The organism is Xanthomonas sp. PPL134, from assembly GCF_040595915.1.
GTDB lineage: Bacteria > Pseudomonadota > Gammaproteobacteria > Xanthomonadales > Xanthomonadaceae > Xanthomonas_A > Xanthomonas_A indica.
Window position 1 is genome coordinate 20,546 of sequence record NZ_JAMDLL010000001.1, and the last position, 21,802, is coordinate 42,347.

Annotated in this window: 15 protein-coding genes; 7 read left to right on the top strand and 8 right to left on the bottom strand. The window is 69.6% G+C overall.

Features of this window, described 5'->3' with window-relative positions:
* The first annotated feature begins 6 nt into the window (after window positions 1-6).
* The 6 genes from ruvX to M3U25_RS00120 all read left to right on the top strand — a co-directional run bounded on the left by ruvX (window position 7) and on the right by M3U25_RS00120 (window position 10,933).
* Window positions 7-504, top strand: a complete 498-nt coding sequence (gene ruvX, locus M3U25_RS00095; RefSeq protein ID WP_242159497.1) for a Holliday junction resolvase RuvX — start codon at window positions 7-9, stop codon at window positions 502-504.
* A gap of 19 nt (window positions 505-523) precedes the next feature.
* Window positions 524-1,471, top strand: a complete 948-nt coding sequence (locus M3U25_RS00100) for an aspartate carbamoyltransferase catalytic subunit (RefSeq protein WP_242159414.1) — start codon at window positions 524-526, stop codon at window positions 1,469-1,471.
* Between the two features lie 193 nt (window positions 1,472-1,664).
* Window positions 1,665-3,668, top strand: coding sequence for a M1 family metallopeptidase (locus M3U25_RS00105; protein WP_355496267.1), 2,004 nt, complete (start codon window positions 1,665-1,667; stop codon window positions 3,666-3,668).
* Window positions 3,669-4,085: 417 nt separating this feature from the next.
* A complete protein-coding gene (locus M3U25_RS00110; protein ID WP_355496264.1) occupies window positions 4,086-5,150 on the top strand; it encodes a pectate lyase in 1,065 nt (354 codons plus the stop codon).
* A 465-nt stretch (window positions 5,151-5,615) separates the two neighbouring features.
* Window positions 5,616-7,880, top strand: a complete 2,265-nt coding sequence (locus M3U25_RS00115) for a methyl-accepting chemotaxis protein (protein WP_355496261.1) — start codon at window positions 5,616-5,618, stop codon at window positions 7,878-7,880.
* A 797-nt stretch (window positions 7,881-8,677) separates the two neighbouring features.
* Complete coding sequence (locus M3U25_RS00120) at window positions 8,678-10,933, top strand: methyl-accepting chemotaxis protein (RefSeq protein WP_355496258.1); 2,256 nt, start codon at window positions 8,678-8,680, stop codon at window positions 10,931-10,933.
* 322 nt (window positions 10,934-11,255) lie between these two features.
* On the opposite strand, the gene M3U25_RS00125 is transcribed toward M3U25_RS00120, so the two are convergent.
* Window positions 11,256-11,738, bottom strand: a complete 483-nt coding sequence (locus tag M3U25_RS00125) for a hypothetical protein (protein ID WP_242159409.1) — start codon at window positions 11,736-11,738, stop codon at window positions 11,256-11,258.
* Between the two features lie 515 nt (window positions 11,739-12,253).
* Between M3U25_RS00125 and M3U25_RS00130 the strand changes: the two genes are divergently transcribed.
* Entirely contained in the window at window positions 12,254-13,630 is a 1,377-nt protein-coding gene (locus M3U25_RS00130) for an amino acid permease (RefSeq protein WP_242159408.1), read from the top strand.
* Between the two features lie 379 nt (window positions 13,631-14,009).
* On the opposite strand, the gene M3U25_RS00135 is transcribed toward M3U25_RS00130, so the two are convergent.
* The 7 genes from M3U25_RS00135 to M3U25_RS00165 form a co-directional block, all read right to left on the bottom strand.
* The gene (locus M3U25_RS00135; RefSeq protein WP_242159407.1) at window positions 14,010-15,278 is read right to left on the bottom strand and encodes an arsenic transporter; all 1,269 of its coding nucleotides are present in this window, start codon (window positions 15,276-15,278) and stop codon (window positions 14,010-14,012) included.
* Between the two features lie 487 nt (window positions 15,279-15,765).
* On the bottom strand, window positions 15,766-16,215 hold the full coding sequence (locus M3U25_RS00140) for a hypothetical protein (protein WP_355496255.1): 450 nt from the start codon (window positions 16,213-16,215) through the stop codon (window positions 15,766-15,768).
* 189 nt (window positions 16,216-16,404) lie between these two features.
* Complete coding sequence (locus M3U25_RS00145; protein ID WP_355496252.1) at window positions 16,405-17,223, bottom strand: prolyl oligopeptidase family serine peptidase; 819 nt, start codon at window positions 17,221-17,223, stop codon at window positions 16,405-16,407.
* Window positions 17,224-17,511: 288 nt separating this feature from the next.
* Window positions 17,512-18,870: a magnesium transporter gene (gene mgtE, locus M3U25_RS00150; protein WP_017913818.1), complete on the bottom strand. Its 1,359-nt coding sequence runs from the start codon at window positions 18,868-18,870 to the stop codon at window positions 17,512-17,514.
* 377 nt (window positions 18,871-19,247) lie between these two features.
* A complete protein-coding gene (gene ptsP, locus M3U25_RS00155) occupies window positions 19,248-20,954 on the bottom strand; it encodes a phosphoenolpyruvate--protein phosphotransferase (protein WP_355496248.1) in 1,707 nt (568 codons plus the stop codon).
* Window positions 20,955-21,012: 58 nt separating this feature from the next.
* Window positions 21,013-21,282 (bottom strand): HPr family phosphocarrier protein, encoded by a 270-nt coding sequence (locus M3U25_RS00160; RefSeq protein ID WP_010344110.1) that lies wholly within the window; start codon window positions 21,280-21,282, stop codon window positions 21,013-21,015.
* Complete coding sequence (locus M3U25_RS00165) at window positions 21,275-21,667, bottom strand: PTS fructose IIA subunit family protein (RefSeq protein ID WP_160948445.1); 393 nt, start codon at window positions 21,665-21,667, stop codon at window positions 21,275-21,277. Before M3U25_RS00165 ends, M3U25_RS00160 begins: the two co-directional genes overlap by 8 nt.
* Between the last annotated feature and the right edge of the window lie 135 nt (window positions 21,668-21,802).

Here is a 21,802-nt window from a genome sequence, read left to right on the forward strand (position 1 = left end):
TCCGGCCTGCCTGAGTCCGGCGCGCCCGCGCCCGCCAGCGCCACGCCCGCGACGATCCGCCGCGACGGCACCGTGCTCGGCTTCGACGTCGGCCACCGCCGCATCGGCGTGGCCGTCGGCAGCCCGTTCGGCACCGGCGCGCGCGCGCTGGCGGTGATCGACGTGCACGCGCAGGGGCCGGACTGGCCGGCGCTGGACCGCCTGCACGCCGAATGGCGGCCACACGGCCTGGTGGTCGGCGATCCGCTTACCCTCGACGGTGCCGACCAGCCCAACCGCAAGCGCGCGCATGCCTTCGCCCGCGAGCTCGGCGCGCGCTACCGCCTGCCGGTGGTGCTGGTCGACGAACGCTCCAGCTCGGTCGAGGCCGCGCAACGCTTCGCGGTGGACCGTGCCGCCGGCCGCAAGCGCCGCCGCGATGCCGCCGCGCTGGACGCGGTGGCCGCCGCGGTGATCGTCGAGCGCTGGCTGGCCGCGCCCGACGACGCCATTCCCCTTTCCTGATCCCCAGCCCGGACCCGCCATGACTGATCCGCAACTCGATTCGAACGGGCGCCTGCGCCACCTGCTGACCCTGGAAGGGTTGCCGCGCGCGACCCTGCTGCAACTGCTGGACCGCGCCGGGCAGATCCGCGACGCGGCGGTGGGCCGGGTCGGCAAGCGCAACGTACTGGCCGGCACCGCGGTGTGCACGCTGTTCTTCGAACCGTCCACGCGCACCCGCAGCTCGTTCCACCTGGCCGCGCAGCGGCTCGGCGCCGACGTGCTGAACTTCGATGCCTCCACCTCGTCCACGCGCAAGGGCGAGACCGCGCGCGACACGCTGAAGAATCTGGAAGCGATGGGGGTGCGCGGTTTCATCGTGCGCCATCCGGAGGACGGCGCGGTGGAGCGCCTGGCCGAAGCCGCGGGCGAGGGCACCGCGCTGATCAACGCCGGCGACGGCCGCAGCGCGCATCCCACCCAGGGCCTGCTCGACATGCTGACCCTGCGCCACGCCAAGGGTGGTGATTTCTCCAAGCTCAAGCTGGTCATCGTCGGCGACGTCAAGCACTCGCGGGTGGCGCGCTCGGACCTGCACGCGCTGCGCACCCTCGGCGCCGGCGAAGTGCGGGTGTGCGGCCCGCGCGCGCTGCTGCCCGACGACGGCACCCTGGACGGCTGCGTGGTCGGCGAGGATTTCGACGCCATGCTCGACGGCGTGGACGCGGTGATGATGCTGCGCCTGCAGCGCGAGCGCATGGAGGAAGGCCTGGTGACCTCGCTGGAGGATTACCACGGCCAGTACGGCCTCACCGCCGAGCGCCTGCGCCGCGCGTCGAAGGATGCGGTGGTGCTGCATCCGGGCCCGATCAACCGCGGCGTGGAGATCACCGACGAGGTCGCCGACGGCGCGCAGTCGTGCATCCTGCGCCAGGTCGCCAACGGCGTGGCGGTGCGCATGGCGGTGCTGGAGACCTTGCTGGGCTGAGCCCCGGCGAGTAGCGCCACGCCGGCGTAGGAGCGGCTTCAGCCGCGACAGGCGTTACTGGGAATGCCTGTCGCGGCTGAAGCCGCTCCTCCCCCGTCTTGCCAGACATCCGTTGCTGAAGATGGCGATCGGCACATCCGCGCCCTCCCGATTCGGCCTACCATCGGCGGCGATCCTCCCCACGGACGCCACCATGATCCCTGTTCTGCGCCGCGCTGCGTTCGCCGCGGCCTGCCTCCCGCTTGCCGCCGCCGCCCAGGCCGGCATCGCCACCGCCACCAACGCCGCGGACCGCCCAGGCGGCTACGATCCGCAGGCGCTGTTCGCACCGCTGCAACTGCCGCAGCCGGCCAACGCCTACCGCAGCGGCGGCGGCGTGCCCGGCCCGCAGTACTGGCAGAACCGCGCCGACTACGACCTGCACGCCACCCTGGAGCCGGCCACGCACACGCTGCGCGGCCAGGAGACCATCACCTACAGCAACCGCAGCCCGGACACGCTGGACGTGCTGTGGCTACAGTTGGACCAGAACCTGTACCGCGCCGACGCGCGTGCCCGCACCTTGCGTGCGGCGCGTGCCGACCGGCCCGCGCCGCAGAGCACCGACGGCTACCGCATCGCCAGGGTGGAACTGGAGCAGGGCGGCAAGCGCGTGCCGGCCACCTTCCTGATCGACGACACGCGCATGCGCGTGGACCTGCCGCAGCCGCTGGCCAGTGGCAAGGCGCTGAAGCTGCACATCGACTACGCCTACACCGTCCCCGGCACCTGGGGCGGGCGCACCGCGGTCACGCCCACCGCCGACGGCGACATCTACGAGGTCGCGCAGTGGTATCCGCGCATGGCGGTGTACGACGACCTGCGCGGCTGGGACACGCAGCCCTACCTGGGGGCGGAGTTCTACCTGGAGTACGGCGATTTCGACTATGCGGTGACGGTGCCGTGGAACTACCTGGTCGCCGGTTCCGGCGAACTGGTGAATCCGGCGCAGGTGCTCACCGCCACCCAGCGCCAGCGCCTGGCGCAGGCGGCTGCCAGCGACACGACGGTGACCATCCGCGGCGCCGATGAAGTGGGCAAGCCGGACAGCCGGCCCAGCGCCAGCGGCACCCAGACCTGGCGCTTCCACATGGACCATACCCGCGACGTGGCCTTCGCCGCCTCGCCGGCCTTCGTCTGGGATGCGGCGCGGATCAACCTGCCCGAGGGCAAGCATGCGCTGGCGATGTCGGTGTATCCGCGCAGCGCGGTCGGCACCGACAAGTGGGGCCGCTCCACCGAGTTTGTGAAAGCGTCGATCGAGCACTTCTCGCAGTGGTATCCGTACCCGTGGCCGGCGGCGGTGAACCTGGGCGGCCACGGCGCCGGCATGGAGTATCCGGGCATCGTCTTCGACGACATGGAGGACGGCGGCAAGCAACTGTTCTGGATCACCGCGCACGAACTGGGCCACGGCTGGTTCCCGATGATCGTCGGCTCCAACGAGCGCCGCCATGCCTTCATGGACGAGGGCTTCAACACCTTCATCGACGTCTACGCCTCCGACGCGATCAACCACGGCGAATTCGCACCCAAGCGCGACGGCGAATACGCGCCCGGCGGCGGCAACCCGGTGGACGAGATCCTGCCGCTGCTGGCCGACGCGCAAGCGCCGACCCTGCTCGATCGCGCCGACGCCACCAGCGAGACCTACCGGCATCCGCTGACCTACTTCAAGGGCGCGCTGGGCCTGGTGCTGCTGCGCGAACAGATCCTCGGGCCGGCGCGCTTCGATCCGGCGTTCCGCAAGTACATCGCCACCTGGGCCTACAAGCACCCGACGCCGTCGGACTTCTTCCGGTTGATGGAGAGCGAGGCTGGCGAGGACCTGAGCTGGTGGTGGCGCGGCTGGTACTTCAACAACTGGCAGCTGGACATGGGCGTGCGCGCGGCGGCCTACGTCGACCACGACCCGGCCAAGGGCCTGCTGGTGACCCTGCGCAGCCGCCAGAAGCTGGTGATGCCGGCGACCCTGCGCATCGACTTCGCCGACGGCAGCCACCTGGACCAGCGCGTGCCGGTGGAGACCTGGATGCAGCAGACCCAGCCGCAGATCCGCGTGCCCAGCACGCAGAAGGTGCTGCACGTGACCCTGGATCCGGATCATGTGCTGCCCGACGCCGACCGCAGCGACAACCGCCTCGATACGGTGAGCTGATCGCGCCGTGGCCATCCGCGCCGTCGTCGGCGTCGGATGGCCCGCGCAAACGTGCTGCGGCCGCAACATTTGCCGTTGCGCGCCGCCAGTGCGCGCTTGTCCCGATGCAGTGCACCGGCGTCGATGCCGATGCGTGCGATGCGCGTGCGTTCGCCGTCATTGCCGGCTGCCTGCGCCCACCGCGGCACGCGCGTGGCTTGCTTGTCCCCGCCTGTCGCTGGCTGTCTCCTGCGGACCGTGCGTGTCCGCTTGTCCTGTCCTGTGCGGCGAACGGAGTGCGGGATTCCAGTTCGGCGTCGCGGCGATTGCGCGGGCCGCCGCGCGCATTCGAAGAATGCGCCGGCCCCCACGCCCCCGTGCCGGCGCATGCGCGATGCCATGCGGCCTGCACTCATCGCGACAACTGGGAGACACCGCATGCAGCAGCAATTCCGAACAGGCGCACTGGCGCTCGCGTTGGCCGTAGGCGCCGCTCCGGCCTTCGCCGGTCCGGTCGGTTACGGGGCCAATACCACCGGCGGCGGCAATGCCATCCCGGTCAACGTCGCCACGATGGAGGCGATGCAGGCGGTGATCGACAACTACGCCGGCTCAGGCGGCCTGGTGCTCAACTACACCGGCAGCTTCAACTTCGCCAGCATCACCGACGTGTGCACGCAATGGAAGCTGCCGGCCAAGACCGTGCAGATCAAGAACAAGCGCGACATCACCATCAAGGGTGCCAACGGCTCCTCGGCGAACTTTGGTGTGCGCGTGGTCGGCAATGCGCACAACGTCATCATCCGCAACATGACCCTCGGCCTGCTGCCGGGCGGCGAAGATGCCGATTCGATTTCCCTGGAAGGCAATTCCAGCGGCCAGCCGTCCAACATCTGGGTGGACCACAACACCATCTTCGCCTCGCTGACCAAGTGTCCCGGCGCCGGCGACGCCTCCTTCGACGGCGGCATCGACATGAAGAAGGGCGTCAACCACGTCACCGTGTCCTACAACTACATCCACGACTACCAGAAGGTCGCGCTCAACGGCTACAGCGACAGCGACACCCAGAACGCCGCCGCGCGCACCACCTACCACCACAACCGCTTCGAGAACGTGGAATCGCGCCTGCCGCTGCAACGGCGCGGCTTGAGCCACATCTACAACAACTACTTCAACAACGTCTTCACTTCCGGCATCAACGTGCGCATGGGCGGGGTGGCGCTGATCGAGGCCAACTACCTCGAGAACATCAAGAACCCGGTCACCTCGCGCGACAGTAGCGAGATCGGCTACTGGGACCTGATCAACAACTACGTCGGCGGCGGCATCACCTGGACGGTGCCGGAGAGCACCAGCAAGCCCTACGCCAACGCGACGACCTGGATTTCGTCCAAGACCTACCCGGAGCCACTGGGCTATCTGTACACGGCGATCCCCGCCGCGCAGGTCAAGGCCAAGGTCATCGCCACCGCCGGTGCCGGCACCAACCTGGCCGAGTGAAACACCCGGCCTCCGCGCGCGGCGGCGCGGAGGCCGTTGTTGGGTGCGTCATAAATCTGTCGCGAAATGTATGCCGTTTGCAACATTTTGCGCGCACGGCCAAAAGCCCCGGATTGGTGCGCAACGCGACTGCGTTCGCACCCCGGAGGTGCCAATTCTGTCGTTGTTTCACATGGATTTGACGTGGTCTGGCGAAATCCGGGGCGTGCGCGCGGGGCCATGCATACCAGTATCACGACGCTGAGGAAGTTCAAAAATTGTGCGTAGTTACGCATCAAGAATCACGCGCGGCCGCCGCTACCTAAAGCGAGTCCCCGCACGTGACATCCCCGATGCGGTCGGTGCTGGAAGTGTCTTCGTCTTCTTCTCCGTCGCATCGCGTCCAGGCGTTTCGCCGGGCGGTGTCGTGCGTGATCCCAGGTCGTGACGTGGGGACTCCCCCCCCTCCTCACTTGGTACCTCCCCATGATCGGTTTCCTGCAACGCTACAATGTCGGGACGCGGCTTGCCTGCGCCTTCGGTGTCCTCATCCTGTTGTCCTGCGCCCTCGTCGGCGCCGGCCTGCTGACCCTGAAACAGTCACGCGACATGATGAATACCATCGTCAATCAGCGCATGCAGATCCTCGATCACACCGCCGAGATGCGCTACGCCAGCTCGCTGATCGCGATCAATCTGCGCAACCTCGTGCTGCCGACCACGCATGAAGAGAACGAGGGTTTCGCCAGGGTCATCGACCAGCAGCGACGTTACTACGGCGAGGTCCACGACAAGCTCTACGCGATTCCCAATACCAGCCAAGTCGGCGTACAGATGCGCAAGGCGATCGACGATGCCTACGCGGGGACGCGTGTTGTCAACCAGAAGGTGCTGGATCTGGGCATGCAGGACAAGGATGCCGAGGCGCTGAAGGTGCTGACGACCCAGGCCGCGCCGGCCACCGAGAAATGGCAGGAGGCGCTCAACGTCTATGCGAACCGGCAGCGCGAGCAGGGGGCCAAGGCCTATGCGACCGCCGAGGCGGCGATGGATCGCGGCCGTGCGCTCTTGCTCTCCGGTGGCGCCATCGTGGTGCTCGTCAGCGGCCTGCTGGCCTGGCTGATCACCCGCAGCCTGACCCAGCCGCTGACCCGCGCCACCCGTGCCGCCGAGGCCATCGCCAGCGGCAAGCTCGACAACGACGTGCGCACCGACGCCCGCGACGAGACCGGACGCCTGCTGGTCGCGATGCAGGGCATGCAGCAGCAGGTGCGCAACCTGATCGGCGCGCAGCTGGAGATGGCCAAGCGTCATGATGCCGGCGAAGTCAGCCACCGCATCGCCGCGCAGGCCTTCCCGGGCGATTACGGGCGCATGGCCGCCGAGACGAATGCGCTGGTGGCCTCGCACCTGGCGGTGAAGACGCGCCTGGCGCAGATCATGGGCCGCTACGCGATCGGCGACCTGTCGCAGGACATGGACCGCCTGCCCGGCGAGGAAGCGGTGCTGACCCAGACCATGGACGAGGTCAAGGCCAATCTCTCGGCGATGAACGGGCAGATCAAGCAGTTGGCGACCTCCGCCGCCGACGGCGACTTCAGTGCGCGTGGCGACGCCGAGCGCTTCCAGTACGACTTCCGGGTCATGGTGGAGAGCCTCAACCAGCTGATGGCCACCGCCGACGGCAACCTGCAGGCGCTGTCGACGCTGCTGCAGGCGATCGCCGCGGGCGACCTGACCGCGCGCATGCACGGCGGTTTCCGCGGCGTGTTCGCGCAGATGCGCGACGACGCCAACGCCACGGCCGAACAGTTGGCCGGCATCGTCGGCCGCATCAAGCATTCGGCGGCATCGATCAACGCCGCGGCCAGCGAGATCGCCGCCGGCAACGACGACCTGTCGCGCCGCACCGAGCAGCAGGCCGCCAGCCTGGAAGAGACCGCGGCTTCGATGGAGGAGCTGACCTCCACCGTGCGGCAGAACGCCGAACATGCGCGCCAGGCCAACCAGCTGGCGGCGGGCGCGGCCTCGGTCGCTTCGCAGGGCGGTAGCGTGGTCGGCCAGGTGGTGACCACCATGGACGGCATCGAGGCGGCCTCCAAGAAGATCGCCGACATCATCGGCGTCATCGACGGCATCGCCTTCCAGACCAACATCCTCGCGCTCAATGCCGCGGTGGAAGCCGCGCGCGCCGGCGACCAGGGCCGTGGTTTCGCGGTAGTCGCCAGCGAGGTGCGTACGCTGGCGCAGCGCTCGGCCAGCGCCGCCAAGGAGATCAAGAGCCTGATCGACGACTCGGTCAGCCGCGTCGCCGAAGGCTCGGCCCTGGTCGACCAGGCCGGCAAGACCATGGACGAGATCGTGAGCTCGGTGCAGCGCGTCACCGACATCATGGGCGAGATCTCCGCGGCCTCGCAGGAACAGTCGGCCGGCATCGAGCAGGTCAACCAGACCGTGACGCAGATGGACGAGACCACCCAGCAGAACGCGGCGCTGGTGGAAGAGGCCAGTGCGGCGGCGCGCTCGATGGAGCAGCAGGCGGTGGAGCTGAGCCAGGCGGTGGCGCTGTTCAAGCTGGACGCATCCGCGGCCACGCCGGTGGCGCAGGCGCCGCGGCACCTCGCCACCGCGCCGTCTGCCGCCAAGCCCAGCGCTCGTCCCACCGCAGCCAAGCCCGCGCCGGTGCAGCGCGCGGCGCAGCCGGCTGCGGCTGCGGCGGTGGCGCTGGACACGGACTGGCAGGAGTTCTGAACCACAGGGCGCGTGCGCCAGAGTGGGCGGCGCATGCGCGCCGTCCACTGTCGAAAGCCGGCACGGCAACGTGCCGCTGCCGGTGACGCATCCAGTCGCTGCAGGCGCCTGCTGCTGCGGGGCGCGATGCCGTACCTGCGGCGGCTCACCACCGGATCCTGACGAAGGCCGCGCCGCTTGCTGGGTGCCGGGCGGCCCTCGCCACTGCGTCGTCGCGCGCGCGTCCCACTGTGGACGCGCCGTCATGCTGCATCACGTCCGCGATCGCCGCTGTGCGGCCAACGCGTTGCGTTGAGGGTGACGTCCCATTGCATGAATGCGCCAAGGCGGCGGCTGCTCCGCCTCGGCGATGGCGCTGACGCCACCATGTGACTGCGATCGCATTCCTGGCCCAGCGCCGCGCGCTGGGAGATCACCGTGCAGGGAGCAATCGGAACATTTTTCCTCGCGGTCCGAGGACGCCGCAAGCAAACGCCATACCGACGATTGCAACACGGCGTGCACACGCTCTTCACGCAAAAACGCCGATTCGGGCGAGGCGTGAATCGACCCTCCACATCCCCATCATGTGCCTGAGGACGTTCAATAAATTCCCCGCAATCGCCTCTCAAGTCCCTTCGCAGCGAGCCGTTACTTCGCCCGCACATTGAGCGGGATGCGTCATCAAGCGTCTGATTCGAAACGCTTTTTCACGATTTGTTCATCCTGTTTCGATGCGGGCGCGCACGACGGCCATGGGCCGGCGTGCGTGGTCCGGGGCGCCCATTGCCCCTCATTCCCCCAGACAGGCCATGTCCATGATTGCATTCCTTCAGCGCTACAACGTCGGCGCCCGGCTCGCCACCGCGTTCGGCATCCTCATCCTGCTGTCCTCGGCGCTGGTCGTCGCCGGGCTGCTCACCCTGTTCCAGGCGCGCGAGCGGCTGGACGGCATCGTCCACCGCAACATCGCCGCCATCCGTGCCGCCAGCGACATGCTCAACGCGAGCTCGGCCGTGGCCATCAATGTCCGCAACATCGTGTTGCCCACCTCCCAGGAGGACAACATCCGCTTCGCCAAGGTCATCACCGAGCAGCGCGCGCGCTATCAGGAGGCACGCAAGCGGGCGGGCGCCATTCCCAGCGGCGCGCAGAGCCAGGCTGTGCTGGAGGAAGTCGATCGCAGCCGGCAGAAGACCGTGGACGTCAACAACCGCGTCATCGACCTGGGCATGCACTACAAGCCGGACGAGGCGCTGGCCCTGCTGATGGGGGAGTCTGCCCCGTTGACGCAGAAATGGCAGGACGCGATCGCCCGCTATGCCGATCTGCAGGCCACGCGCAGCAGCGAGGCCTATGCGGCCGCGACGGCCGCGATGGCGCGTGGGCGCGCCATGCTCATCGCCGGCGGCCTGACGGTGGTGTTGGTCAGCAGCGTGCTGGCCTGGCTGATCACCCGCAGCCTGACCGTGCCGCTCAACCGCGCCACCCGTGCCGCCGAGGCCATCGCCGACGGTCGCCTGGATAACGACGTGGCCACCGAGGCGCGCGACGAACCCGGCCGCCTGCTGCAGGCGATGGGCGGCATGCAGACCCAGTTGCAGCGTTTCTCCAGCGAAACCGCGTTGATGATCGAGCTGCATGCCGACAAGGACATGAGCCACCGCATGCCGCAGGACTTCCCGGGCGTGTACGGCGAGCTCAGCAAGGGCATCAACACCATGATGTTCGAGCACCTGGACGCCATCGTCGACGCCATCGGCGTGCTCAACGAATACGCCAACGGCGACCTGCGCCGCGATGCGCGCCGCCTGCCCGGCAGCCGTGCGGTGCTGCACGAATCGATGGATGCGGCCAAGACCAGCCTGTTGGCGATCAACACCGAGATCAAGCGCCTGGCCGCGGCCGCCGCCGCGGGCGACTTCAGCGCCCGTGGCGATGCGGCGCACTTCCAGCACGACTTCCGGCTGATGGTGCAGGACCTCAACGCGATGATGGAGGTGAGCGACCGCAACCTTGGCAAGCTGTCGGCGTTGCTGCAGGCCATCGCCGCCGGCGACCTCACTGCGCGCATGCACGGCGAGTTCCACGGCGTGTTCGCGCGGATGCGCGACGACGCCAACGCCACCGCCGACCAGTTGACCGGCATCGTCGGCCGCATCCAGACCGCCGCGGTCAGCATCAATGCCGCGGCCAGCGAGATCGCCACCGGCAACGACGACCTGTCGCGGCGCACCGAGCAGCAGGCCGCCAGCCTGGAGGAAACCGCCGCGTCGATGGAGGAACTGACCTCCACGGTGAAGCAGAACGCCGAGCACGCGCGCCAGGCCAACCAGCTCGCCAGTGGCGCGGCATCGGTCGCCTCGCAGGGCGGTGCGGTGGTGGGTCAGGTGGTCGAGACCATGAGCGGCATCGAAGCGTCCTCCAAGAAGATCGCCGACATCATCGGCGTGATCGACGGCATCGCCTTCCAGACCAACATCCTGGCGTTGAATGCGGCGGTGGAGGCGGCGCGTGCCGGCGAGCAGGGTCGCGGCTTCGCGGTGGTCGCCAGCGAAGTGCGCACGCTGGCGCAGCGTTCGGCCAATGCCGCCAAGGAGATCAAGACGCTGATCGACGATTCGGTGACCCGCGTCGCCGAAGGCTCGGCGCTGGTCGACAAGGCCGGCAGCACCATGCAGGAGATCGTGGCCTCGGTGCAGCGCGTCACCGACATCATGGGCGAGATTTCCGCCGCCTCGCAGGAGCAGTCGGCCGGCATCGAGCAGGTCAACCAGACCGTGACGCAGATGGACGAAAGCACGCAGCAGAATGCGGCGCTGGTGGAGGAAGCCACGGCGGCAGCACGCTCGATGGAGCAGCAATCGGTGGAGCTGACCCAGGCGGTGGCGCTGTTCAAGCTGGAGGGCGCGCATGCTGCAACGCTGTCGCCAGCACCGTCGCCGTCGCGCACCAGGCCTGTTGCGCCGACCGCCACGCGCAGCCCGCGCCCGCTGGCTGCGGCGGCGCCGGCACGACGTGCGCCGGCGTTCGCGGCGGCGGTGGCCGTGGACAAGGACTGGCAGGAGTTCTGATCCGACGCGGTCCGATCGTTTGGGCCGTTCTTGCGCGGCCGCCTTCCTCGGAAGGCGGCCGCTTGCATTTGCGCGTGGCTGCCCGATGCGCGCGATGGAGCGCTGCATGCGAGCGGCGGCGATAGCCGGCGCGGGAGATGCGGTACGACGCACCAGGTTGCACCAGGCAGCCCCCCCGGCGGCAGGCGGGGGTGACGCAGCCCGCGGAGGCCATCGCCCTCACCGAGCGCGGCCGCGTGTTTCCACCACGCGACTGACGCCATGGCCGTCAGCAACCACTCGCGCCACGGCCGCAGGTGCGGCCGCGGCGCACAGGCAGTGCTTACTGCGGCGGACCGCTGCGCGGGGTCTTGATCACGTACGAGGTGATGTACTCGCCGTTGGAGCCGTAGACCACCACGATGGTGGTGTTGGCGTCGCGGTAGACCACGGTGGCGTTGCACGGGCAGCTCGCCGCGGCGGTGACCATGCCCAGCGGCTGGTTCTTCGCGTCGTTGACCGCGATCATCTGCTCCTCGGCGGCGCTGCCGATCGGCAGCCGGGTCTCCGTGCCCGGCGTGGCGCTGAGCACGGTGATGACCTCGTCCTGCAGCGAGTTGATCTGCACGAAACGCAGGCCGGCCTTCTCGAACGTGTAGACCTTGAACAGCGGCGACAGGCTCACGTTCTTCTTGCCGATGGGCAGGCGTTCGCCCATGCCCTGGATGGCATCGGCGGCATAGAGCGGCGCCCGCTCGGCGGCCCGCAGGCACGGAACGGCCAGCGTGGCCGCCAGCACCGTCAGGGTGAGCAGCGGTTTGATCATGGTGTCTCTCCTTGTCTGGATGTACGGACCTGTACGCCATGGGACGAGCGGCAGCCGTGGTCCTTTCCGGCCGGAGCGCCCGCAACGGGCCGTCTCCCGGTCCGTCGTCGCCTGCCGCCCCTGGCTCCGTGTTCGCGCCCTCATCGGCAGGTACGGAGAAAGGAGATCTGGCGGGCGTCGAGTTCAGTATTTCTGACGTTAGTATCGCTGTCAATACGTCAAATCAACGAGATGCGAGAAATCTGCGATGTGAGCGATGGTTTGGCATTTCCGCACTTCGCGCGGTCGCGGCGATGGGCTGCGTGGTCGGGGCAGGCAGCAAGCCACAGCGGTCTTCGCCGGCGCCCGGCGGCTGGTGTCCAGCGGCGGCCGCGTGCGCGGATCCGCGCTGCATTGCAGCAGCCGTGCCGCTGCGGCGGGCCGATCCGCGGCCGCGAGCGGCCAAACGCGTGCGCAGCCGCACGTCGTCGCCCTCAGCCTGTATCGTGTCGCGTTTTCCGCACCCGACCGAGCCGATGCCGCATTCGTCCGCGCCTGTCCCGCCTGCCGCCGCACCCGCCCTGCGCCACGCGCTGAAACCGCGGCAATTGATCATGATGGGATTGGGCAGCGCGATCGGCGCCGGCCTGTTCCTGGGCTCCGGCGTCGGCGTGCACGCGGCGGGGCCGGCGGTGCTGATTTCCTACCTGGTCGCCGGCGCGCTGGTAATCATCGTGATGAACGCGCTGGGCGAGATGGCCGCGGCCAAGCCGGCCAGCGGCGCGTTCTCGGTGTACGCCGCCGACGCGATGGGGCCGACCGCCGGCGCCACGGTGGGCTGGCTGTGGTGGCTGCAACTGGTGATCGTGATCGCCGCCGAGGCGGTGGGTGCGGCCGGCCTGCTGTCCACGGTGTGGCCGGGCTTGCCGGTGCCGCTGGCCGCGATCGCGTTCATGGCCGCGTTCACCGCGATCAACCTGCTGGGCGTGCGCAACTTCGGCGAGTTCGAATTCTGGTTCGCCATCCTCAAGGTGGCGGCGATCGTCGGCTTCATCCTGGTCGGCATCGCCTTGCTGGCCGGCTGGCTGCCCGGCGTGGCCTCGCCGGGCCTGTCCAACGTCACCGGCAACGGCGGCTTCGCGCCGAAGGGCCTGGCCGGCATCGGCGCGGCGCTGCTGGTGGTGGTGTTCGCCTTCGGCGGCACCGAGATCGTGGCGGTGGCCGCGGCCGAGACCGCCGACCCGGAGCGCAGCATCGCCCGCGCCATCCGCACCGTCGCCTGGCGCATCCTGGTGTTCTACATCGGCTCGCTGAGCGTGATCATCGCGGTGGTGCCGTGGCAGAGCCAGGCGCTGAGCTCGCCGTTCGCTGCGGTGCTGCAGGTGGCCAGGATCCCCGGCGCTGCCACCGCCATCACCCTGATCGCGGTGATTGCGTTGCTGTCGGCGCTCAACGCGAATCTGTACGGCGCCTCGCGGATGATCTTCTCGTTGGCCCAGCGCGGCGAAGCGCCGCGCGCGCTGGCCGCGTCCAGCCGGCAGCAGGTGCCGTGGCTGGCGGTGCTGGCCAGCGTGCTGTTCGGCTTCGTCGCCGCGGTGCTGGAACTGCTGTATCCCAACCGGGTGCTGCCGGTGCTGCTGAACATCGTCGGCGCCACCTGCCTGCTGGTGTGGACGATCTCGCTGCTGTCGCAGTTGATCCTGCGCGCGCGCGCCGACCGCGCCGGCACCCGCCTGCCGTTCCGCATGCGCGGCTACCCGGTGCTCACCGTGCTGGCGCTGGCGATCCTGGCGCTGATCTTCGGCCTGCTGGTGGCCTCGCCGGACACCCGCACGCAGTTCCTCTCGATGGCGGCGCTGACCGCGGTCATCGCCGTGGTCAGCGGCGTGGCGCGGCGGTTGCGCGCGGGGTAGGGCGGCGCGTTCCATCGGTGTGTCGTGCCGTTGTGGGAGCGACTTCGGTCGCGACGCGCGACGCCATCGGCCATCGCCCCCCCCCCCGTCGGGACTGAAGTCCCTCCCACAGGGGGCTTCGCCCGCGTCACGTGTGCTGCCGTAGCAGCGACGCCTGTTGCTTTCATGGAGCAACCGCAGCAGGTCTCCGCGGTAAGGCCTGTCGCGGCTGAAGCCGCTCCTACGACGGCAGCGCGCAGAATCCTCTGTAGGAGCGGCTTCAGCCGCGACGCGTTGTGGTAGAAGCCGCCGCGGCCGACCCGCGGTCGCCGCAGGCCAGGCCTTGGCGCCCGTCGCGGCGCCTGGCCATGGGCAATTCACCTAGTGCACGCGCACCCGCTCAGCCCAGCAGCAGGCGCGCGCCCAGCGCGCACAGCAACGCCGGCGGCATCACCAGCGCGCCGACCTTGAGGAAGCGCCAGAAGCCCACGTCCTCGCCTTCGCGGCGGATCGCGGTCAGCCACAGGATGGTCGCCAGCGAACCGGTGATCGACAGGTTCGGACCCAGGTCCACGCCGATCAGCAGCGCATCCACCACCAGCTGCGGCGGTTGCGCCTGGGCGACGGTGGTGCTGGCGATCAGGCCGGCCGGCAGGTTGTTCATCAGGTTCGAGCCGAACGCCAGCAGGGTGCCGGCGACGCCGGCGGTGGCCTGCGGCGAGTGCGCGGCGGCGTCGGCCAGGGTGCGTGCGAGCAGGCCGATCACGCCGGTGCGCGACAGCGCCTCCACCAGCACGAACAGGCCAGCCACCAGCGGCAGCACCGACCACGACACCGCCTTGGCCATCGGCAGCGGCGATTGCCGGCCGCCCAGACAGACCGCGCCGAGGGTGGCCAGGCCGGCCAGGCAGGTCGGCAGACCCAGGTCCAGGCCCAGCGCGGAGACGCCGACCAGCAGCACCGCGGTGGCGAGGATGCCGACCAGGGCGAAGGTGCCGCCGCGGGTCAGCGGTACCGTGTCCACGCGCGCGGCGCAGCGGCCGGTCAGGTCCTTGCGCTCGGCCCAGCGCAGCATCACGAAGGTCACCCCGATCGCCAGCAGCGACGGCAGCGCGAACGCGGCCATCCACGCGCCCAGGGTCGGCATCTTGCCGCCGTACAGCACCAGGTTGGCGGGGTTGGAGATCGGCAGCACGAAGCTGGCGGCGTTGGCGATCAGCGCGCAGGCGAACAGCAGCGGCAGCGGCTTGGCCCCGGCCTTGCGCGCGGCCGCGTACACCGCGGGGGTGAGCACTACCGCGGTGGCGTCATTGGACAGGAACGCGGTGACCACGATGCCGACGCCGAACACCAGCGCGAACAGGCGCTGGGTCGAGCCCTTGGCCAGGTTCACCGCATGCATCGCGACCCAGTCGAACAGGCCTTCGGCACGTGCGGTTTCCGACAACAGCATCATGCCGATCAGGAACAGGTAGACGTCCAGGCCTTTGAGCACCGCCTGCCAGGCCTCGCCGCCGGGCATCAGCCCCAACGCCATCAGCAGCAGCGCGCCACCCACCGCCCAGCACGCCTCGGGCAGCTTGAACGGCCGCGTGATCACCCCGGCGGTGGCCAGCGCGCAGATGCCCCAGGTGGCGAGATTGGCCGTGTGCGCGCCGGGCATGCTCATGCCGCCGCTGCCGTGGCGCGGGCAGGCAGACGCACGCGCGAGGGGGCCGCAGGGGCAGGGCAGGGGCGGGCAGCGGGGGAGGGCACGGGCATGGGGCGTCGGGCAGCGGAGTCCGAGGGGCGTGCAGGATAGCAGCGGGACAGGCCCAACCCAGGCCAGCAGGGGCGGCCCGGCGCTTGCGGTTTAGCTTGCGTAGACGCGCCTTGTGCTGTCGCGCATCAGCACCTCGGCCGCGCGACGCGACGCGATGCGGTCGGGCGGTGTGCCGCGGACGCTGTCGGAACTGTCGGCGCTTCCTCGGCGAGGCTAGCCAGCACGCGGCGCATGCCACGGGCGAGTCGCGTCGTCCTTCGCCAGCCGCGATCGCGGCGGATCCCGAGAGGGCGCGCGAGCGCCATTCCTGCAGAACCGCACCGACCTTCGCCCGCTTCACCCATGGCGCACCGCCATGGACGCCAGCCATGCGCCCCACGGCCGTGTGGCGGCCTTACCCCAGATGACGCGCGATCCATCCTTGCACGAACGCCACCGGCCCGGTCCGTGGCGGTGGCGTCAGCCCGGCGCTGCGCACGAAGCCGGCCGCAGCCTGAGCCAGCGCCTGGTTGGCGCGGCGCAGCGCTTGCTGCGCGGCCGCCTGCTGCTGGCGCAACTGCACCAGGTGCAGCGAGGGCCGCCCGGGCGGCGCGAACTTCTGGTCGCGGCGCAGCGCATCGGCGGACAGACTGGTGGCCTGCGTTGCCTGGTGCAGGGCGTCCAGGGCGTCCAGCACCTGCAACAGCCAGCGTCCGCTGTCGCTGAGCTCCAGCGCCGTGGCGTCGTCGTGTGCCGGCACCAGCAGCGATGGAATTGCCGCGCCGGCGATCGCCGCAGCGCTCGGATCCAGGGCGCGCAGGCGGGCGTGGAAGGCGGTCTGCGATGCGGAAGGAATGGTCGCCATGCTTGCCTGTGCGCGAAAGCGTGGACTGTAAGCCGTTTTGGTGCGCTTGCTGCACAGGCCGCGACGACACGTCGGTGCGGATCGATATGGACGGCCTTTTCGGCGAACGCTGAGCGTCGCGGTGCGGCCCAAGTTGCGCGGACTGTCGTTGGGCACCCACCGCGCACGGATGCCGATGGTGGGAACTGTTTACTTGTCGGCGGTGCTCTCGTTGCCGGCGTCGCTGCGCTTCTGCGCGAACAGCCACTGCCACATCTTCGGATCGCGGTAGGTGGCATCCCAGGCGTTGTGGTTGCCCTGCGGGTACTCGGTGTAGCGCACGTCGGCGTCGACGTTCTTGAGCGCACGCACGATCTTGCGGTCGTCGTGCGGCAGCACCACGTCGTCCTGGGCGCCGTGGAAGATCCACACCGGCACGTGCCGCAGGCGCTGCGCCAGCGCCGTATACGGATCGGCCAGATAGGCCACCGGCGTGACCACCAGATACTCGCGGTCTTCGTGCGGGGACAGGATCGCGCCGCAGATCGGCACCAGCGCGGCGAAGCGCTGCGGCTGCTTCAGGGCGATTTCCCAGGTGCCGTAGCCGCCCATCGACATGCCGGTCAGGTAGGTGCGCTGCGGGTCGCCGTTGAACTCGGCGCTGCTGTCGTCCAGCGCCTGCAGCGCCATGGTCGCGTTGACGCCGTTCCACTCCTCGCCGTCGGGCACCTGCGGCATCACCACCAGCGCCGGGAAATCGGCCAGGTGGCGGCGCAGGTACGGGCCCAGCCCGGCCGTGGTCTGGTCGCGGCCGTCGTCGCCGCGCTCGCCGGAGCCGTGCAGAAACAGCACCACCGGCACCGGGCCCTGGCGATGCGCCGGCGCCGGCACGAACACCTGGTAGCGGTAGACGCGTCCGTCGAGGGTGAGCTGGCGGCCGACGAAGTGGCCGGTGGCCGGGTTGCTGGGCAAGCTGCTGCATCCCACCATCGACAGGCACAGCAGAAGCAGCAACGAACGCATCGACATGGCCGGCCCTCGGATGGGAAGGCCGCAGTATCGTGGCCTGGACCTCTCCACGACAACCCGGGCGGGGGCGGCGGACATGCGCCAGTCAGCCGACGGGCGGCGGCGCGGGCGGCGCAGCGTGCGCTCGCCGTGCAGGGTGCCGATGGCGGCAGCGGGAGGTGGATGCGCCCGATCCGCCGCGGGCCGATCGTGGCCGGCAGGCGCGCCTGCCGATCACGGCTGCGCGACGATCGCAGTTGCCGCTTCGAGCGGTGCGCGGGGAAGCCGCGCCCGCCGTCCGCACACGCCCTACAGCAGGACCAGGGTGGCCAGGCCGAGGAAGCTGAGGAAGCCCATCACGTCGGTCAGCGTGGTCAGGATCACCCCGCCGGCCAGCGCCGGGTCGAAGCCCAGGCGTTTGAGCGTCAACGGCACCAGCACGCCGCCCAGGGCGGCGGTGAGCAGGTTGATGGTCAGCGCCGAGCCGATCACCAGCGACAGCAGCGGCTGCTTGAACCACAGCAGCACGATCAGGCCCAGGCCGATGCCCAGCGCCAGGCCGTTGATCAGCGCCACCGCCAGCTCCTTGCGCAGCAGCACGATCACGTTGGACGCGCCGATCTGGCCCAGCGCCAGGCCGCGCACCATCAGCGCCAGCACCTGGGTGCCGGCGTTGCCGCCCATGCCGGCCACGATCGGCATCAGCGCGGCCAGCGCCACCAGCTTGGCGATGGTGCCCTCGAACTGGCCGACCACGCTGGAGGCGATGAAGGCGGTGCCGAGATTGATCGTCAGCCACAGCAGGCGGCGGCGGAACGCGCGCCGCACCGGGCTGAACAGGTCCTCGTCCTCGTCCAGGCCGGCGGCGCTCATCGCCTGGTGCTCGGCCTGGTCGCGGATGATGTCGACCACGTCGTCGATGGTGATGCGGCCGAGCAGGATGTTGTTGTCGTCGACCACCGGCGCGGAGATCCAGTCGTGGTCGGAGAACTGCCGCGCGACCTCGTCGGCGCCTTCGCCGACGTCGATGGCCGGCTGCTCGTCGTCGATCAGCCGGTTGATCGGGGTGGAATCCTCGTGGGTGACCAGCGCCGCCAGCGACACCCGCCCCAGGTACTGGTGGCGGCGGCTGACCACGAACAGGTGGTCGGTGTGGTCCGGCAGTTCGCCGCGCAGGCGCAGGTAGCGCAGCACCACGTCGACGTTGACGTCGGCGCGCACGGTGACCACGTCCGGGTTCATCAGGCGGCCGGCGCTGTCCTCGGGATACGACAGCACCTGCTCGAGCCGCTCGCGGTTCTCGCGGTCCATCGACTTGAGCACTTCGTCGATGACCGTGTCCGGCAGGTCCTCGACCAGGTTGGCGAGGTCGTCGATGTCCAGGTCTTCGACCGCGGCGACGATTTCGTCCGGGTCCATGTCCGCGAGCAGGCTCTCGCGCACTTCCTCGCCGACGTGGACCAGCACCTCGCCGTCGTCTTCCGGATCGACCAGCCCCCACACCACCTCGCGCTTGCCGGGCGGCAACGACTCCAGCAGGTTGCCGATCTCGGCCGGCGCCAGCGTATTGACCAGTCGCCGCACCGGGCCCAGGCGCCCGCTGTCCAGCGCATCGGACAGCATGCGCAGCTGCCGCGCGGTCTTGTCGTGGCGGACGGCATCGGCCATGCGCTGCTCCCTTGAGGTGAGGCCGCGCTCCGGAGAAACGCGGTCGGTCAGATGTTCATCCCAACATTATCGCCTGCATGTTGCGGGAAGCACAGTGTTGGAGGAGCCGGGAGTGGGGAGTCGGGATTGGGGATTCGTAGGAGCGGGAAGTTCGGGTCCGCAAGAGCAGCTGCGAGGACTGGCGATTTTTTCATCGAGCCGCTCCGTGGCCTACGCAGGGTCCGGCATCCCGTCATTTCGGCTTTTCACGAAGGAAAGGGATTGGGAAGCACAGCAGTCAGGGGCATCAGTGCGTCAGCAGCGGTGGTGGTGTCGCGCAGACGGCCACGCTCGCGCTCGCTCTTGCGAATCCCCAATCCCGACTGACGAATCCCGGCTTACGCCAGCCAGCGCTCGATGCCCTTGCGGTCGCGGGCCTGCAGCAGTTTGGCGCCGCGCTGGCGCAGGGCCTGCAGGTCGGTGTCGCGGATCACCTGGCGCACCTCCAGCATCGTCGCCGGGTGCAGGCTGAACTCGCGCAGCCCCAGCGCCAGCAGCATTGGCGTCAGGGCCGGGTCGCCGGCGATCTCGCCGCACACCGCCACCGGTTTGCCGTGGGCCTGGCCGGTGGCGATCACCTGCGCGATCAGCCGTAGCACCGCCGGATGCAACGGCGAATACAGCTCGGCCACCGCCTCGTTGTTGCGGTCGGCGGCGAGCAGGTACTGCACCAGGTCGTTGGTGCCGATCGACAGGAAGTCGATGGTGTCGATGAAGGTATCCAGGGCCAGCGCCGCCGCCGGTACCTCGATCATCGCGCCGAGTTTCACCTGCTCGGCGATGGCATGGCCATCGCGGCGCAACTGCGCGGCGATGCGCTTGAGGTGGCGGCGCATCGCCAGCAGTTCCTCGCGCGCGCTGACCATCGGCACCAGCACCCGCACCGGGCCGTAGGCGGAGGCGCGCAGCAGCGCACGCAACTGGGTGTCGGAGACCTTGGGCCGGGCCAGCGACAGGCGCACGCCGCGCAGCCCCAGCGCCGGGTTTTCTTCGTTGCTCATGGTCAGGCCGGTGCGATCGGCCTTGTCCGCGCCCAGGTCCAGGGTGCGGATGGTCACCGGCCGCCCGCTCATGCCCAGCACGGCGTCGCGGTAGGTGTGGAACTGTTCTTCCTCGTCGGGCAGCGCGTCGCGCTGCAGGAACAGGAATTCGGTGCGGTACAGGCCCAGGCCGTCGGCGCCGAGCGCGTGGGCGCGGGCCACGTCGTCGCGCGACTCGGCGTTGGCCAGCAGGGTGATGTCCACGCCGTCGCGGGTGCGGCTGGGCTTGGAGCGCAGCTTGCCCAGGCTGCGCTGCAGCTTGGCCTGCTCGCGCACCCGACTGCGGTAGTCGCGCAGGTCGTCCGGGGTCGGGTCGACCAGCACCGCGCCCTGGGTGCCGTCGATGATCAGCACGTCGCCGTCGTTGATCTTCTGCAGCGCGTCGGCGACGCCGACCACCAGCGGCAGGTGCAGGCTGCGCGCCAGGATCGCGCTGTGCGACAGGGTGCTGCCGGCGCTGGTGACGATGCCGACCACGCCCTGCGCCTGCAGTTGCGCCAGTTCCGACGGCGCCACGTTCTCGCACACCAGGATCTCGCCGGCCAGGCCTTCGCTGTCCGGCTGGCGTTTCTGCAGGAACGCATGGATCCGCCCGATCACATGGTCCAGATCGTCCATGCGGCTCTTGAGGTAGGCGTCCTCCATGTCGTCGAACACGGTGGCCAGGCGGTCGCGCTGCAGGCGCAGCGCGTAGTCGGCGCTGTAGCGGCCGGTGCGGATCAGTTCGTCCAGGCCGTGCAGCAGTTCCGGGTCGTCGAGCAGCAGCGCGTGCAGGTCGAGGAATTCGCCGACCTCCTTGGCCAGGGCGCCGTGCAGGCGTTGGCGCAGGCCGTGCATCTCCTCGCGCGCGGCGTCCACCGCGCGGTGCAGGCGATCGAGTTCCTCGGGGATCTGGGCGGCGCCGATGCGTTGCTCGGCCACCTCCAGCGCATGCGGCAGGCGCACCCGCGCCCGGCCCAGGGCATTGCCGCGCGAAGCGCCATGGCCGGCGATGCGCACGCTCACCGCGCGTGCCCCGTGCGGCGGCACCGCGTCCCTGCCTGCGGCCGCCGGCGGCGCATGCTCAGCTGTCCTCGTCGAAGCGCCGCTCGAACAGGTCGACCACGGCCTTGAGCGCCTCGGCTTCGTCGGCGCCGTCCACCCGCACCGTCACCGGCGTGCCTTGCGCAGCGGCCAGCAGCATCACGCCCATGATGCTCTTGGCGTTGACCTCGCGGCCCTTGGCCGCCAGCGTGGCGTTGCAGCGGAACGAGGACAGCGTCTGCACCAGCTTGGCGGTGGCGCGGGCGTGCAGGCCGAGGCGGTTGGAGACCAGCAGTTCGCGTTCAAGCATCGTCGATCACCACGCCGTTGCGCGAGCCGGCGGCGGCGGTCGCGGGCAACTGCTCCAGTCCTTGTTCGGGGTAGTTCATGATCCGCAGCAGCATCGGCAGGCTCAACGCCGAGACCCGCCGCACCGGCGTGCCCAGGCGCGCCAGCCGCGCGGCAAGATTGCTTGGGCTGGCGCCGTACAGATCCGTCACCACCAGCACGCCATCGCCATCGTCCACCCGTCGTAACGCCGCCGACGCCTGCGGTAGCAGCGCATCCAGGTCGGCATCGAACGGCACGTCAAACGCTTCGGTCTTCAGCGGCAACTGCCGCAACAGTCCGGTCGCCACGCGCAGCAGCGCCGTGCCGATCCCGGGATGAGTGATGAGGAGAATGCCGCAAGCCATGGGAGAACGTTAACAGGTCAGGCAGGGCACAGGGAATGCCTGTGGGGAGCCGGGATTGGGGATTCGGGATTGGGGATTCGCTAGAGCCAGCGCAATGCCGCTTTTGCCAATCCCGAATCCCCAATCCCGAATCCC